The 16,691-nt window shown below is 39.2% G+C and carries 14 protein-coding genes, 1 tRNA gene and 1 other annotated feature; all 15 genes read right to left on the bottom strand.

The genetic code is table 11. The features are described from left to right. Positions 1-377 precede the first annotated feature (377 nt). Positions 378-1,661 carry a trigger factor gene (tig, locus tag GD441_RS01620; RefSeq protein WP_153123006.1) on the bottom strand — a complete coding sequence of 428 codons (1,284 nt, stop codon included), beginning with the start codon at positions 1,659-1,661 and terminating at the stop codon, positions 378-380. A gap of 186 nt (positions 1,662-1,847) precedes the next feature. After that, positions 1,848-2,876 (bottom strand): tetratricopeptide repeat protein, encoded by a 1,029-nt coding sequence (locus GD441_RS01615; RefSeq protein WP_153123004.1) that lies wholly within the window; start codon positions 2,874-2,876, stop codon positions 1,848-1,850. A gap of 338 nt (positions 2,877-3,214) precedes the next feature. Then, entirely contained in the window at positions 3,215-3,814 is a 600-nt protein-coding gene (leuD, locus tag GD441_RS01610; protein WP_153123001.1) for a 3-isopropylmalate dehydratase small subunit, read from the bottom strand. A gap of 23 nt (positions 3,815-3,837) precedes the next feature. Continuing rightward, positions 3,838-5,262 (bottom strand): 3-isopropylmalate dehydratase large subunit, encoded by a 1,425-nt coding sequence (gene leuC, locus GD441_RS01605; RefSeq protein ID WP_153122999.1) that lies wholly within the window; start codon positions 5,260-5,262, stop codon positions 3,838-3,840. 88 nt (positions 5,263-5,350) lie between these two features. Next, positions 5,351-6,463: a 3-isopropylmalate dehydrogenase gene (gene leuB / locus GD441_RS01600; RefSeq protein WP_153122997.1), complete on the bottom strand. Its 1,113-nt coding sequence runs from the start codon at positions 6,461-6,463 to the stop codon at positions 5,351-5,353. A gap of 27 nt (positions 6,464-6,490) precedes the next feature. Further along, positions 6,491-8,023, bottom strand: coding sequence for a 2-isopropylmalate synthase (locus tag GD441_RS01595; RefSeq protein WP_153122995.1), 1,533 nt, complete (start codon positions 8,021-8,023; stop codon positions 6,491-6,493). Continuing rightward, the gene (ilvC, locus tag GD441_RS01590) at positions 8,010-9,035 is read right to left on the bottom strand and encodes a ketol-acid reductoisomerase (RefSeq protein ID WP_153122994.1); all 1,026 of its coding nucleotides are present in this window, start codon (positions 9,033-9,035) and stop codon (positions 8,010-8,012) included. Before ilvC ends, GD441_RS01595 begins: the two co-directional genes overlap by 14 nt. 76 nt (positions 9,036-9,111) lie before the next feature. Beyond that, the gene (ilvN, locus tag GD441_RS01585) at positions 9,112-9,627 is read right to left on the bottom strand and encodes an acetolactate synthase small subunit (RefSeq protein WP_153122992.1); all 516 of its coding nucleotides are present in this window, start codon (positions 9,625-9,627) and stop codon (positions 9,112-9,114) included. Then, a complete protein-coding gene (gene ilvB, locus GD441_RS01580; protein ID WP_191992063.1) occupies positions 9,624-11,345 on the bottom strand; it encodes an acetolactate synthase large subunit in 1,722 nt (573 codons plus the stop codon). The genes ilvN and ilvB overlap by 4 nt, the downstream gene beginning before the upstream one ends. Before the next feature lie 115 nt (positions 11,346-11,460). Further along, positions 11,461-11,714, bottom strand: a binding site (T-box leader). Between the two features lie 589 nt (positions 11,715-12,303). Then, positions 12,304-12,380, bottom strand: a tRNA-Arg gene (locus GD441_RS01575). Positions 12,381-12,732: 352 nt separating this feature from the next. Next, positions 12,733-13,257: a metallophosphoesterase family protein gene (locus tag GD441_RS01570; protein WP_153122990.1), complete on the bottom strand. Its 525-nt coding sequence runs from the start codon at positions 13,255-13,257 to the stop codon at positions 12,733-12,735. Between the two features lie 17 nt (positions 13,258-13,274). Next, complete coding sequence (locus tag GD441_RS01565; protein WP_153122988.1) at positions 13,275-13,868, bottom strand: XTP/dITP diphosphatase; 594 nt, start codon at positions 13,866-13,868, stop codon at positions 13,275-13,277. A gap of 12 nt (positions 13,869-13,880) precedes the next feature. Then, positions 13,881-14,624, bottom strand: a complete 744-nt coding sequence (rph, locus tag GD441_RS01560; RefSeq protein ID WP_153122986.1) for a ribonuclease PH — start codon at positions 14,622-14,624, stop codon at positions 13,881-13,883. 83 nt (positions 14,625-14,707) lie between these two features. Next, positions 14,708-15,781: a GerMN domain-containing protein gene (locus GD441_RS01555; RefSeq protein ID WP_420849634.1), complete on the bottom strand. Its 1,074-nt coding sequence runs from the start codon at positions 15,779-15,781 to the stop codon at positions 14,708-14,710. Positions 15,782-15,883: 102 nt separating this feature from the next. Beyond that, positions 15,884-16,681: a glutamate racemase gene (gene racE / locus GD441_RS01550; protein WP_153122984.1), complete on the bottom strand. Its 798-nt coding sequence runs from the start codon at positions 16,679-16,681 to the stop codon at positions 15,884-15,886. Positions 16,682-16,691 lie beyond the last annotated feature (10 nt).

Genomic DNA, 16,691 nt, shown 5'->3' with positions numbered 1-16,691 from the left:
GCTCTATGGCCTTATAATCAGAATGCAGCAAGAAAAAAATAACCCCAATCCAGTATGCGGTTGTTCTTTCCACCTATGAAAGCCAGAGTACATAGTTTAAGTTGCATTGTATCATGTTCTTTCTAAAAGAAAAACAAAATTGCTCTGTTCCCTACAAGCTCCATCCTTTTTTAAAACCCATAATATGTATATTGCCCTAACAACATCTTCTCAAACTATTATTCGGGATAAATATAATATGTATATGCTTTATTAAAAATAATCTACACCTTATTACATAAAAAATCAATTAAGAACCCTAAAACCAGAAAAGAGTGTAAAACAAGGCACGGGAGTGTTATCGTGCCTTGTTTTACGTATGTTATTTATTTGGACGATTAAACCGTTTTGCTGTTTTCAACTAAGAAGTCTACAGCTTTACGGATTCTTAGATCTGCTTTAACACCTTCTAAGCTTCCTAGAGCTGCTTTAATTTTGTCAACTTCCATGTTGTAAAGCTTAGCCATTTTTTCAATTTCGCTGTTTACATCTTCTTCAGTAGCTTCAATGTTTTCAGCGTCAGCGATTGCTTCAAGCACAAGGTTCACACGAACGCGCTTTTCAGCTTCCTCTTTCATTTGGCCTTTAAGAGCTTCTTCATCTTGACCAGAGAATTGATAGTAAAGGTCAAGGTTCATACCTTGCATTTGAAGACGCTGTTCAAATTCATTGATCATGCGTTCAACTTCGTTGTCAATCATTACTTGAGGAATTGTAACCTCTGCATTTTCAGCAGCTTTTTCCACAACTGTGTCACGAACATGATGCTCAGCTTCGTGCTTCTTTGAATCTTCTAGTCTTTTCTTTGTTTTTTCTTTGAGTTCAGCAAGAGTTTCTACTTCATCATCAACGTCTTTAGCAAACTCATCATCTAGCTCAGGAAGCTGCTTTGTTTTAATTTCATGAACCTTGATTTTGAATACGGCAGGCTTACCAGCAAGTTCTGCTGCATGGTATTCTTCTGGGAATGTAACCTCGATATCTTTTTCTTCACCAGCTGCCATACCGACTACTTGCTCTTCGAAACCAGGAATGAAAGAACCAGATCCTAATTCTAGAGAATAGTTTTCCGCTTTTCCGCCTTCAAATGGCTCATCATTTACAAAGCCTTCGAAGTCAATCACGACTGTATCGCCATTTTCAGCTTTTCCTTCTTCTTTCACTACAAGCTCTGCTTGACGCTCTTGAAGAGCTTTCAATTCATTTTCAACTTCTTCATCTGTTACTTCTGTATTAAACTTCTCAACTTCAAGGCCTTTGTATTCGCCTAATTTTACTTCAGGCTTAACAGTTACAGTTGCCTTAAAGATAAGAGATTTACCTTTTTCCATTTGCTCTACATCAATTTCAGGACGGTCAACTGGCTCAATTCCAGCTTCTTCAACCGCATTTGCGTATGCTTCAGGAAGAATGAAATCAAGAGCATCTTGATAAAGGGCTTCAACACCGAAGCGCTTCTCAAAAAGTTGACGAGGCATTTTACCTTTACGGAAGCCAGGTACATTAATTTGCTTAACAACCTTTTTGAAAGCAGCGTCTAAACCTTCGTTTACCTTTTCTGCTTCAACTTCTACTGTGAGAACCCCGCGATTCTCTTCTAGTTTTTCCCATTTTACGGACATTTGTTTCCCTCCAAAAATCTATATACTACTTTTTTTTCAAGATGGATGAATATATCTTGTTCCTTGCTCACAAGTCATCCTAGAGATTTACCTAAATAATAAGCTATTAGGTAAAATCGTTTTAATGATGCTTATATTACAACCCCTACATTATAACACAGGTTGTCTTTCTTTCAACAGCAATACCTAAATAATAGGAGAAGAAATTTCTTCAAGCTCTTTTGCCAACTTGATCTTTTGTTCTAACTCGTTGAGAGAAATACTATACATTTCTGCTATAGAAAGAATGGTAGGTTCTAAACCCTGATACTCGCTTGCCAAAAAATGATAAGCTGCCGCCCATTCATCAAAATGTTCCTCAGGCAAAAAAGGATAAAGAAGAAATTGATGTCTTTCCAATATGCTTATTGCCAACTCCATTAAGGTCGGATTGATTTGTTCCAACTTTTCTTCTAATCTTGCTTTCAACCGTAAAAGAAACCTTGTTGATGATAATTCAGGAAGATGAGCAGGAATCAATTTTTGTTGTCTTGAAAATTTTTCAATAACAACTTCTTTTTCGTATCCTTGTTCCCTCAAAATATTAATTGCCATCGTTTTCAAAAATGGATGAGCCTTTTTATCTTTTAGAAAAGAATGTATTTCTTCTACAAATTGTCTAATGTTACGATCCGCCAGTCGTGACAAAACAAACAATTGGTCTCGGTCATTTTTCCCAGATAACGTAAGGTCTTCGATCCTTCCTGTGCTCTCTTCATCATCTCGTTTGTCTGTTTTGGCTAATTTTTCGTTCATGACCCTTTTGCTGAATTGTAACATTCTTTCAAACTGCTCTTCTTTATCAGGAGGGATTTCTTTTTCATCAAACAACGCTTCAATTGTAGTCACCATTTCTTCATGTTCATTTAAGTGTAGAAGAATCATTAAGTAAATATTTACGACTTGAAAATAATCACCTAAACCCTTTTGGAGTAGTTCCTTGCAAAGTACCTTCGCATCCTCATAATGACCGATTTCCACTAACGAAACAACCAGACCGACATTTAGATCTGGATGGTCGGGCTCAAATTCTTTTGCCTGCATAAAAAATTGAGCAGCTTCCCGAAATTTTTTCTTTTCTAAAGCATGTACACCTTTTTCAATTAATTTTTTTGTAAGACCTGGAAAGGGAATCACATTGTCGTTCACTTGATCTGTTATCTTTTTCTTACTCATCCAAATCAGCTCTCCGCTTTATAGTTCTTGTCTTCATAAGAAGCCAAACCCAAACTCTTTTTGTCTCATAAGTGTAACATGTATTATTGCGGGTTACAAAATCCAAAAGACGATTAATGGTTTCATGCTCCAAATCTAAGAAAGAAATAAATAGGAAAGGGACAGTCTAATACTTAACAAAAAACGGGATTGTGGCATTAGCCCACAACGTACTGAAAGTAGCAGGCATTCGCCAGCTACTTTCAGAGAAAAATCGAAAAAATACACAAATAAGTGGAGAAAAATGCACGTTTTTCTCCACTTGTTCATTTTAGGGACTAATTAGACAGCCCCCATTATTATACGCTAATTCCCTCAACTTTTTGTTCGTAGCTTTTGATTTTGTCTTCATATTGTAAGGTTATGGAGATTTCATCCCATCCGTTTACAAGCATTTGTTTCCAATAAGGATGGATTTCAAATTTCGCAGCAAAACCGTTTTCATCGGTTACGGTTTGATTTGGCAAATCAATTTGCAAGTGATAATCACGCTCTCTAACTGCCCTAGCCATTAGGTCTTTTACTTCTTCTGATTTCAATTTAATAGGAAGCATCCCGTTTTTTAAGCAATTTTGATAAAAAATATCTGCAAACGAAGGTGCAATGACTACTTTGAAACCATAATCATGCAATGACCATGGCGCATGTTCTCTTGAAGATCCGCAGCCAAAATTCTCTCCTGCAATTAAAATGCTTGCCCCTTTTGACTCAGGCTGATTAAGCTCAAAATCGCTCCTTTCATTTCCATTCTCATCAAATCTCCAATTATAAAATAAAAATTGACCAAAGCCTGTTCTTTCGATTCTCTTCAAAAATTGTTTCGGTATGATTTGGTCCGTATCAACATTTGAACGGTCCAACACGACTGTCTTTCCTTTATATAATTTGATTGCTTCCACCTGATACACCTCCAAAATTACGATTACACAGCAGATTCTTCAGTCAAAAATTCTTGTATGTTTCGCACATCAACAAATTTCCCATACAAAGCTGCTGCTGCTGCCATGGCAGGACTAACAAGATGCGTACGTGCACCGGCTCCTTGACGTCCCTCAAAATTCCGGTTAGAAGTAGACGCACAATGTTCTCCTGGTGGAACAACATCCGGGTTCATACTTAAGCACATACTGCAACCAGAGTCCCTCCACTCAAAACCAGCTTCGGTAAAAATGGCAGCAAGCCCTTCATCTTCTGCCTGCTTTTTAATCGATTGAGATCCTGGTACGACCATTGCTCTTACACCCTCATGCACCTTTTTGCCTTTTACAACTTCAGCTGCTTGGCGAAGATCTTCCATTCGTGAGTTTGTGCATGAACCGATGAATACATGCTGAACTGGAATGTCTGAAATTCTCATATCTTCCTGTAATCCCATATATGCTAAAGCACGCGCGAGTTCTTTTTTGCTTGCCTCTGTTTTCATATCTGCAAGCTTAGGTACTCTTCCATCTACAGGACTGCACATACCTGGATTAGTTCCCCAGCTTACCATAGGGGAAATCTCACTTCCCTCAATCGAAATGACACGGTCATATTCTGCATCATCATCACTCGCTAAAGATTTCCACACTTCTATTTGTTTTTCAAAATCTTCTCCCTTAGAGGAATATTTTCTACCTTTCAGATATGAAAAAGTTGTTTCATCAGGACTCACAAGCCCTGCACGTGCACCTCCTTCGATGGACATATTGCATATCGTCATTCGTTCTTCCATGGACATGTTTCGAATGACTTCTCCGCAATATTCAATGACATACCCTGTTCCAAAATTCACACCGAATCTCGAGATGATATATAAAATGACATCTTTTGCGGTTACACCCTGTTGGAGCTTTCCGTTAATTTCAAGCTTTAATGTCTTCGGTCTTGTTTGCCATAGCGTTTGTGTTGCCAACACGTGTTCAACTTCACTCGTACCAATTCCGAATGCCAAAGCTCCAAATGCACCATGTGTCGATGTATGGCTATCTCCGCATACAATGGTCATCCCTGGCTTTGTCAAACCTAGCTCAGGACCGATCACGTGAACGATTCCTTGGTCAGGACTATGTAAATCAGCTAATGTAATAGAAAACTCTTTGCAGTTTTTCTCCAGTGCTTCTAGTTGATTTCTTGCAACTTCATCATGAATCAAATAACGATTAACGGTTGGCACATTATGATCCATCGTCGCAAATGTTCTATCAGGTCTTCTTACTTTTCTTCCTTTTATTCGAAGTCCCTCAAATGCTTGCGGGGACGTAACTTCATGGATATAATGCAAATCAATATATAATAAATCCGGTTTATTTTCCTCTTGGCTTACAACATGATTTTCCCATATTTTTTCAATGATGGATTTCCCCATTGTTCCCCCTCCTGTATATCCAATAGAATGTTAAAACAGATTTTGAAAAAGACACGATCAAGAATTAGACCGTGCCTTAAAAAATGCCTTATGCGTAAGCCCCCATTATGTTAGAGATGGCCTCTTGGTCAAGAATAGCAGCTTTTACTTCTGCAACCATTTCACTTGTTGAAATGACTTTAGATCCTTGTGATGAAATATCCCTTGTACGGAATCCTAAATCTAATACCTCTTTTACTGCCTTTTCAATAGCTTCCGCTTCTTCTTCTAGACCAAAGGATAGCCTTAGCATAGCAGCAGCTGAAAGTATTGTAGCTAATGGGTTCGCGTAATTCATACCTGCAATATCTGGAGCGGAGCCATGAATCGGTTCGTACAGATTCAAACCGGTTTCTGATAAACTAGCAGAAGGCAGCATCCCTAACGATCCAGTCAGCACAGATGCTTCATCGCTTAAAATATCACCAAACATATTCTCTGTAACTACTACATCAAATTGTTTCGGATTACGTATTAATTGCATCGCCGCATTATCCACAAGCATATGCTCCAGCTCAACATCAGGATAATCCTTTGCTACTTCGTTCGCTACCTCTCTCCAGAGCCTGCTTGACTCCAGTACATTGGCTTTATCAACAGATGTTACCTTTTGTCTTCGACTTCTAGCAAGCTGGAATGCTAGCTCAACAATTCTTTTAATTTCATCTCGCTGATAAAACAGTGTATCGACAACCGCTTCTTTTCCATGGTGCACAGTTCTTTGGCTCGGTTTTCCGAAGTATAGTCCCCCCGTTAGCTCTCTTACAATGATGAAGTCCACTTCTTCAATAATTTCCTTCCGAAGCGGAGAAGCCTCCGATAAGCTTGAGTAATAGGTGATAGGTCTTAAATTAGCATATAAATTTAGTTCCTTGCGAATTTTAAGAAGACCCGTTTCTGGTCTAAGTTGAGGAGGATTTTGATCCCATTTTGGACCTCCGACTGCACCTAGAAGGACAGCATCACTCTTTTTACAAATTTCTAGCGTCTCATCAGGTAGAGGACTGCCAGTTTCATCAATAGCAATACCTCCGATTTTTCCATATTCAAACTGGAATGAATGTCCGTATCTTTCAGCAACAGCCTCAAGAATCTCAACAGCACCCTTTGTTACTTCCTTCCCGATTCCGTCGCCAGGAAGCACCGCAATTTTTTTCAACATACGATTTCATCCCCCTTTCGTTTGAACTTACATAAGTACAGATGCTGGATCTTTTAAAAATATGACTCTGTTAATTGCATTTAAATATGCCTTAGCCGAAGCCTCGAGGACATCCTGTGCCAAGCCCCTGCCGCTTGTTTCAATATCCTTATATCTCATCTTCACAAAAACCTGTGCCAACGCATCTCTTCCAGCGCCTACGGATTGAATGCGGTAGTCTAAGAGGTTAACTGAATCATTCATACATTTCTCGAGTGTGTTATAAAGAGCTTCAATACTTCCTGCTCCTGTGCCTGCTTCCATAATTGTTTCATTTTCACAGCCGGATAGTGTGACCGTTGCAGTTGGAACTTGATTGGTTCCGTATTGTATTTGAATAGACACAAGTTCAAAAAATCTTTGATCTTTTGATAGTTTTTCCTCAAGCACCAAAGCTACCAAGTCATCATCTGTCATTTCTTTTTTCTTATCTGCCAATTCTTTAAATGTAGCGAAAAGCTTATTCATTTCCTCTTCTGTTACTACTAAGCCCAGCTCTTCTAATCTCGTCTTAAATGCATGGCGACCTGAATGTTTTCCAAGTACCATCGCATTCGAGGAAACTCCGACAAGCTCAGGTGAAATAATTTCATAGGTTGTTTTTTCTTTCAAAACACCATCTTGGTGAATGCCAGATTCATGTGCAAAAGCATTTCTTCCAACAATTGCTTTATTTGGCGGTATTATCATACCTGTTAGCTTACTGACAAGGTTGCTTGTTCTTTTAATCTCATTCAGTTTTAAATTTGTATAGGCTTTATAATGATCTGCTCTTGTATAAAGGGCTACTGCTAATTCTTCCAAAGCTGCATTGCCTGCCCTTTCTCCGATTCCGTTAATGGTTCCTTCAATTTGAGAAGCTCCTGCTTCAATTGCAGCCAAAGAGTTTGCAATGGCCATTCCCAAATCGTCATGACAATGTGCTGACAACTGTACTTTATTAATAGAAGGAACATGTTCTATTAAATATTTAAAAATATTTCCATATTCCATCGGGGTAATATATCCCACGGTATCAGGAATGTTAATGACCCTTGCTCCTGCTTGGATGACTGCCTCAACAATTTCTGCTAAGTAATCAAGCTCAGTACGGCATGCATCCTCAGCTGACCATTGAACGATTGGGAACTTAGCTGAAGCATACTTCACAGAAGAAACAGCTGCCTCAATAACCTGTTCTTTAGACATTTTTAATTTATATTCGCGGTGGATTGGAGATGTTGCTATAAATACATGCAATCTTGGCTCAGCTCCATCCTTTAATGCTTCCCAAGCTGCATCCATATCTTTTTGAATCGATCGAGAGAGTCCAGTTACGGATGAATTCTTCACTGTTTTGGCAATTTCTTGAACCGATGCAAAATCTCCAGGAGAAGCAGCCGGGAATCCTGCTTCAATAATATCCATTCCCAGCCTCTCCAACTGTTTTGCAATTTCTAATTTTTCCGAAAAATTAAGATTGACGCCAGCCGATTGTTCACCATCTCTTAGGGTCGTGTCAAATATATTAATCTTTCGCAACGGCTACCACTTCTTTCTTCTTTTGCTGTTGAACAAACGGCATCATTTTACGAAGCTCTCTTCCTACTTTTTCAATTGGATGCTCGTTTTCTTTTGCATTAATTGCATTAAATACTGGACGGTTAGCCTGATTTTCAAGAATCCATCCTTTAGCAAATTTTCCTTCTTGAATATCTGTTAAAATATTTTTCATTTCAGCTTTCACATCTGCTGTTATGACACGTGGTCCTGAAACGAAATCTCCCCATTGAGCAGTATCCGAAATTGAATATCTCATGCCTGCTAATCCGCCTTCATACATTAAATCGACGATCAGCTTTAATTCATGCAACGTTTCGAAATAAGCCAGTTCAGGCTGGTAACCAGCTTCTGTTAAAGTTTCAAATCCTGCTTTCACAAGAGAAGTTAAACCGCCGCAAAGTACAGCTTGCTCTCCGAAAAGATCTGTTTCTGTTTCTTCCTTAAATGTTGTTTCAAGTGCACCCGCTCTTAAAGATCCAATCGCTTTTGCGTAGGAGAGTGCCAACTCTCTTGCCTCACCAGTAACATCTTGATAGATTGCAAATAAAGCCGGTACACCTGCTCCTTGCTCGTATGTTCTACGGACCAAATGACCAGGACCTTTAGGAGCGACGAGTAGGACGTCTACATCCTTAGGAGGTATAATTTGTGAAAAATGAACATTAAAACCATGGGCAAACATTAATGCTTTACCTGCTGTTAAACCTGAAACAATTTCCTCATTATATACTTTCGGCTGCATTTCATCCGGTAGTAGCACCATGACAACATCTGCTACTTCTACAGCTTCTTTGACACTATACACTTGGAAGCCATCTTCTACCGCTTTGTCCCAAGAACGTCCTTTCCTTAATCCGATTACTACATCTACACCGCTATCACGAAGATTTTGTGCATGTGCATGTCCTTGAGAGCCATATCCAACAATAGCAACCCTCTTATTTAATAGATAAGCTTCGTTTGCATCCGCATTGTAATACATTTTTGTCATAGTAAAATCCCCCTAAAAAATTTCATTGAATAGTATAGTTAGCTGAAGCGGATCATGAAATTTTCCTCTCAGCTTTTTAAACAATTGAAAATTTGTTGCTTGTCTGGCTTTTTTGTGTGCCTCTCAAAAAGGCTGTTGTTCCTGTTCTTGCCATCTCCTTGATACCATATGGTTTCAACAATTCAATAAAGGCTTCAATTTTATCAGATTCACCCGTAATTTGAATGACTAGACTGTCCTTGCTGACATCGATAACTGAGGCTCTAAATGGTTCAATAAGAGAATAGATCTCACTTCTCGTTTGCGGAGAAACCATTACTTTAATAAGAGCCAGTTCTCTAGCTACTATAGATTGATTACTAATATCATTAACCTTCAAAACATCTATTTGTTTATTTAATTGTTTTGTAATTTGCTCAAGCAGCAACTCATTCTCCACTTGAACCACTACTGTCATTCTAGATATTCCTTCTTGCTCGGAATGACCGACCGTAATGCTTTCGATATTATAGTTTCGTTTCGAGAACAGATTAGTAATCCTATTTAATACTCCCGGCCTGTTCATAACGGTAATCGTAATAATACCTTTCATTGTTTGACACCCTCCATTTCATGAAGTCCCTTGCCTGGTGCTACCATAGGGTATACATTTTCATAGTTTTCAACCCTCATGTCGATCAATACAGGTTCTTTTATTGCAAAAGCTTTCCTCAACGTTTCAGCCGCCTCATTTTCATTTGCTGCTTGGTATGCTTGAATGCCGTATGCTTCTGCCAATTTCGTAAAGGATGGCTGCATTGGTAGCAAACTGTGAGAGTATCGACCATTATGGAAAATTTCCTGCCATTGACGAACCATTCCTAAAGCATGATTATTAACAATGACTATTTTGATCGGAAGCTGCATTTCTGCAATAACACCAAGTTCCTGTGAAGTCATCTGGAAGCCTCCATCCCCTACAACAGCAATTACTGTTTTTTCAGGCTCGGCGAGCTGTGCTCCAATTGCAGCAGGAACACAGAATCCCATTGTTCCCAATCCTCCTGATGTAACCCAAGCATGAGGCTTATTAAAAGTGTAATATTGAGCTGCCCACATTTGGTGCTGGCCTACATCGGTTACAACAATTGCTTCTCCGTTTGTCATTTCGTGAAGCAGTTCTATTACCTTCTGCGGCTTTAATGTTTGCTCGTTTGTTTGGTCGTAATATAATGGATAATTCTTTTTCCACTCGTTAATTGTATGAAGCCATTCTGTATGATTAGGTTTTTTTCCATTTTGCTCAATCAATTGCAATAACGCTTCTTTTGCATCTCCAACGACAGGAATCTTAGTTGGAACATTTTTTCCGATTTCAGCCGGATCAATATCGATATGGGCAACCGTTGCATTTGGAGCAAAAGTTTTTAAATTCATTGTAAGACGGTCATCAAATCGTGCGCCTACACTTATCAATAAGTCACATTTATATAGGGCCATATTGGCAGAATACACACCATGCATGCCTCCCATCCCAACAAAGAGCTCATGGTCAGCAGGAAAACCACCGAGTCCTAACAAGGTATGTACGACTGGAAGCTGCTGTTGTTCCGCGTACTCTTTTAACTGTTCAGAAGCCTTAGCATGAAGCACACCTGCTCCAGCTAATATTAATGGCTTCTTTGCAGCACTTACTGCTTCGACAAGCTTTCTGATCTGTAAGTAGTTTGGCTGCAGTGTCGGCTGATAGCCCGGCAAATGGATTTCTGGATCTTCATCTGCCATCCCCTCTAGGATTGCAACATCTTTAGGAATATCTATGACCACTGGCCCAGGTCTTCCTGATGAAGCAATATAAAAAGCTTCTTTTATAATCCGAGGTAAATCCTCTGGTTTTCTTACTTGATAATTGTGTTTTGTAATTGGAGTGGTAATACCAAGAATATCTGCTTCCTGAAATGCATCCGTACCGATGACGCTTGTAGGAACCTGACCTGTGAAAACAACTAATGGAATAGAGTCAATCATAGCATCAGCCAATCCAGTTACGATGTTTGTGGCTCCCGGACCCGATGTGGCGATTACTACACCCGGTTTACCGGTAATTCTCGCATATCCTTCAGCTGCATGGATTGCTCCTTGTTCATGTCTTGTTAGCACATGAAAAATACCTGCATCATATAATTTGTCATAAATCGGTAAAACCGCCCCTCCTGGGTAGCCGAAAATGACTTCAACTTCCTGCTTCTTTAAAGCATCCAACATAAATTCGGCTCCCGACTTTTTAGTGATTTCACCCTTTCTTGGAACAACTGCTGCCCTTTGCATCATGAATTTACCTCCTCCATGTTCTACACTCTCAAAAATTTAGCTGTTCTGATCGATGTTTTTACAGAAATATAAAAAGCCCCTCCACCCACACACGCTGCCTGTTTCTCAAGCTAGCTAAAGGGGTGAAAAGGCTTTAGAAACCAATCCACGGTACCACCCTTATTCGCACATTACTGTGCGCACTTACGAATGACAATGATCATTCAATTTTTGGTAACGGGTGTCGGTAACACCCGTTCAGCCCTACTATAGGTTCAAGCTGACACTCGGAGGTGAGTTCATTCTACGATGACTATACCGTTTCTCAGCAAACCCGGTTCTCTGTAAAAGTCGCTTCGTAAAACTACTTATCCTCTTCAACGCTGTTTGGTATTTAATTTTTACTGAAATGAGGAGTGACTTCTGGATCAAATCCCCTTTTGCCTTCCTCAAAAAATGAAAAGAATCAGACTACAAATGATACACTCAAAATGAAAAAGTGCTCAAACTATTTAGCCGAATATTTAAAATGTTTTGATTTATTCATTTATTTGTGGATTATATTACGCTCATTTTTAGTGCCAGTCAATAGGTTTTTTAATAATTATTTGATAATTTAGATTAATAAAAAAACATGTATCCGCTTACATGGTTGTCATATAAGGGATTATATACTTTCATAAAAATTTAATTTTTTTTGTAAATGATCAATAGAAGATGGTTTTTTAATAAGCATTTTTTGAGGTTGAATAGTGGATCCAATGAGGTTTGTAATATGAGGAATTCTACTTGGATTAAACCAGTTTCAGGCCAAAACTTTGATCAGAAATTAATCAAAAAGGAAATCCCATCCACTGATGAGTAAAGTCGGAGAAATAATTTATGTTCAATAATCGTAAAGTTGTTACAATTATGTTTTGTAAAAAGAAAAAAGCATCAATCTTCTATTCAAAAATTGATGCAGAATATGTAGTAGTAATGGCGTCCCGGGAGGGATTCGAACCCCCGACCGACGGCTTAGAAGGCCGTTGCTCTATCCAGCTGAGCTACCGGGACAAATAATAAATCAACATATTAACTTGTAAAGCTTTCACAATCGTCGTCCCAATCTTTCATTCTATTTCCTAAGGACAATTTTTATTATAGTAACATAGCGAATAAAAGTCAACACATTTTTTTATTTTTTTTATTAAGCAGGGAGTGATGTCTCCTTGCTTTAGAGGTGAGTGTAGACAAAGTATATTTAACGCACATTCAGACTGATTGAAAACGCTTGTCAGTCAAGGAACGAACCCGTGCGAGGAGCGGAGTTACCCTAGACGGTAATGAGCACCGGAGGTAGGGTTCGTGACGAAGAATGCGAGCGTTTGTCAACAGTATGAAGCAGGGAGTGATGTCTCCCTGCTTATTATACAGGATTAATTGGAATTTGATAAGAATTGCTTAATGATATAATTCGACTTCCTTCGGCATCGTAAAAGTGAACTTGTACCTGCTCGCCTTCTACCTCGAGAATAACGTACGTTTTTTCTTTTCTTCCTCTTGGCATATGAATGCTTCCTGGATTAACGAACAGGGTTCCATCAATTAATTCACTACCGGCTGTATGTGAATGACCGAAGCAAACGATATTGGCCCCTGTTTCTTCAGCTTTATAAAGAAGATTCATCAAAGTCATTTTGACGTTATAAAGATGCCCATGCGTCACAAAAAAAGTATAGGGTCCAATTTTTTTTACAAAATCGTTTGGAAATGTTCCGTTTATGTCGCAATTGCCTTTTACCGTGTAAAAGCCATTTAAAGCTGAATCTGTAGGACTAAGTTCTGAATCTCCACAGTGGATCATCGCTTCCACTTCATGAGCATGGCGTTCCCGCAATAAATGAAGGATCTCTGATTGACCATGGCTGTCGCTTACAATCAGGATTTTCATTTTATTCCCTCTTCCCTTTATAAAATTTTATTTATGTCACTTGCAAGGTATCGAATAGCTTGAGCACGATGACTGATCTCATTTTTTTCATCAGCAGAAAGCTCTGCCATCGTCTTCTCTTTAGACGGAACATAAAAGATCGGGTCATATCCAAAACCATTTGACCCTTTTGGTTCTTTCGTAATTCTACCTTCTATCGTACCTTTATATAACCTAGTTTCTTCTCCCGGTATGGCAAAGGCAAGAGCACAATAAAACCGTGCCGTTCTTTTGTGATCTGGTACGTTTTTTAACTCTGCTAATACTTTTTGCATATTTGCTTCATCATTTTTTTCTTGTCCTGCATAACGCGCCGAATAAACTCCTGGTCTACCCTCTAGGGCGTCTACAATCAATCCAGAATCATCTGCTAAAACTGGTAAATGAAAGTGAGAAGAAATCGTTTCTGCTTTTAGCTTTGCGTTTTCTTCAAACGTTTCCCCTGTCTCTTCAACGTCTAAATTTTCGTCCATATCCAGCAAAGTGAGTACTTTATATCCTTTCGGGTAAAAAAGGGCTTCAAACTCTTTTGCTTTTCCTTTGTTCTTTGTTGCAATCAATATCGTTTTCAAAATCATTACTCCCTACTCGGCCTTAATATGATCAGCAATGCTTCCCAAAGCTTCCTTCTGAAGTTCGAATAATTGTTCGAGCCCGCTTTTTGCAAGGCTGAGCATTTCTTGAAGCTGATTAAAACTGAAGGTCGCTTCTTCTCCAGTACCTTGAAGCTCTACAAACTCCCCACTTCCTGTCATGACTACATTCATATCTACCATAGCTGCAGAGTCTTCTAAATAATTCAGGTCAAGTACAGGACCTTCTTCACTCAAGATCCCTACGCTGGTTGCAGCTAGAAAATCCTTGATCGGGAACGTTTGAATTTTTTTTTCATCCAGTAGCTTTTGGAATGCTAAAGCCATGGCAACAAAAGCCCCAGTAATAGAAGCAGTTCTTGTACCTCCATCAGCTTGTATGACATCACAATCAACCCAAACGGTTCTTTCCCCCATCGCTTCGAGTTCCACTACAGCACGAAGAGCTCTTCCTATTAAACGTTGTATTTCCATTGTTCGGCCTGAAATCTTTCCTTTGGCCGCTTCTCGAATATTTCTTTGTTCAGTAGCACCAGGAAGCATGGAATACTCAGCTGTCACCCAGCCTTTTCCTTCTCCCCGCATGAAAGGCGGAACACGCTCGTCCACCATCGCCGTGCAAATCACTTTTGTGTCTCCTACAGTAATCAACACTGAACCTGCCGGATGTTTTAAGTAATTTATCTCTATATGTACGGGTCTAAGTTCCGTTTTAGTTCGCCCATCGTTGCGCATTCTTTTCCTCCTTTATCATACCAATAAAGAAGAGGCAGATATGACCCTGCCTCTTTTTTATATATTATATCAAAATTCTGCTATTAAAAACTACCGGTGTTGATTTTTTCAGGTCGAATTACTGGTTCGGATATTGGTTTACCATCTTGGTTTTTCAACTCAGCCTTCCCATTAACAAGAACTTCAACGCTTTCAATGCCTTGTTGTTCTGTAAGGGATAATACAAGAGCGTTAAGCAATCTTGTAGAAACTGTTTTTTCCTCGAAACTGCCGTAAATGGATTCGTTAAAGTTCAACGTTACTTTTCCGTCAGCAACTTTCGGCGCTTCTACAAGCTCCACATCAGGCATGAACTCAGTAAGCAAGCCGGATGCATACCCAGGGCCTTCCGCCAGTTCTTTCACCACAGCCGTGATATTGTCATCCTTTGTTTCACTAATTCTTTTTGTCACTGGAACGTAATAATAGTTTCCTTCTTCTCCACCTAAATAATAAACTGTAACAGGCTTTGTGCTCGTAATATCAACGGCATTAGTTGTATCGAGGTTGATACCATTTGCTCTTGATAAATTTTTAGAAATCGGTGTTCCGTTGACAGGCATTTCGGATATTTCATGACCATTTATTTTTATTTGGACGTCTTTTACACCGTCGAATTGAGTCAGTGTCCATGTGATGGATTGCAAAATTTTCAACTCATCTTCTGGATTGTAATTTGCAAATTCAGGCGAAAAATCAACTACAGCAAGTCCATCTTTATTAATATTTACATCGACTTGTGTATCTGTTGGAAGTACAGCTCTGAACCCGTTTGGTAATAGATTTGAAACGGGACCATTTGTTACTAGGTATTCTAATGCTTGCTTTGCTACTCCTTTTGTGTTAGGCAGAGGAATGCTTTGAGGAACTACGTAACCATTTTTATCAATTAAATACAGCTCAGTCAAAACCGTTTGCTGCTTTGCTTCCTCCCCTTTTGCTGTTGTTTCAGTACTTTCCTTCCCTTTGTTTTCTAAGGCTGCTGCATCGTCTACATACGAAACATCTTGCGGAGGATCAATATCTTTCTTTTTCTCGCCAAATAATCCGCAGCCTCCAAGCAGTACAGATGATGCTAAAAGTGTTGTCGCAATTGTCACATTCGTCTTTTTTGACACGCGTATCCCTCCCACTACAGTTTGTACTACTATTTATACGAGCCTCCGAAAAAAATAGACCGATATACAAAAATAATTTGGACAAACAAAAAAACTCCCCTATTAGGAGAGTTTGATAGAATGCACATCATCCAGTTCTCTTTCAAGCCATGTTGATGCAATTCGTCCGAAAATTTCTTTTGATCCTGTAGTGTAAAATGTGTAGGTAGGTTTTTCTTTGCTTTTATTGTTCATTCCAGTGTGTTGTAATATGACACTTGCCTCCCGGGCTGTTTCGTCGCCGGATGATATAACTTTCACATTTTTGCCCATGTAGTTACTGATGAGAGGCCCTAAAAGCGGATAATGAGTGCATCCCAGAATTAATGTATCTAGATTCCTCCCCTTTAGCGGACGCAATGTTTCAGCAACAACCTTTTTCGCAATTGAGCTATTAAACTCTTCGCTTTCAACCAACGGCACGAATTTAGGACAGGCTAGAGAAACGACTTCGACCCGTTCATTGATCGAATGAAGGGCCATTTCATATGCCTTACTTTTCACTGTTCCTTCTGTTCCAATCACACCTATTTGAAGGTTTTTTGAATTTTTTAAAGCTGCTCTTGCACCTGGATGAATAACTCCAAGAACTGGGATTTTAAGTTTAGCCTTCAATTCTTCCATCGCTGCTGCAGTCGCAGTGTTGCAGGCTATAATCAGCATCTTAATATCTTTTTTTAAAAGAAATTCGGTCATTTCCCAGGTAAATTGCTTCACTTCTTCAACAGGACGCGGGCCGTATGGACAACGGGCCGTGTCACCGATATATATAATATTCTCATTGGGGAGCTGTCTCATTACCTCCTTGGCAACGGTCAGACCACCAACTCCAGAATCCATAATTCCAATCGGTTGATTCAACAAACTCGCC

The sequence above is a fragment of the Peribacillus tepidiphilus genome, assembly GCF_009466385.1.
Taxonomy (GTDB): Bacteria; Bacillota; Bacilli; order Bacillales; family DSM-1321; genus Bacillus_BN; species Bacillus_BN tepidiphilus.
This window is presented reverse-complemented; position numbering and strand designations above follow the sequence as displayed.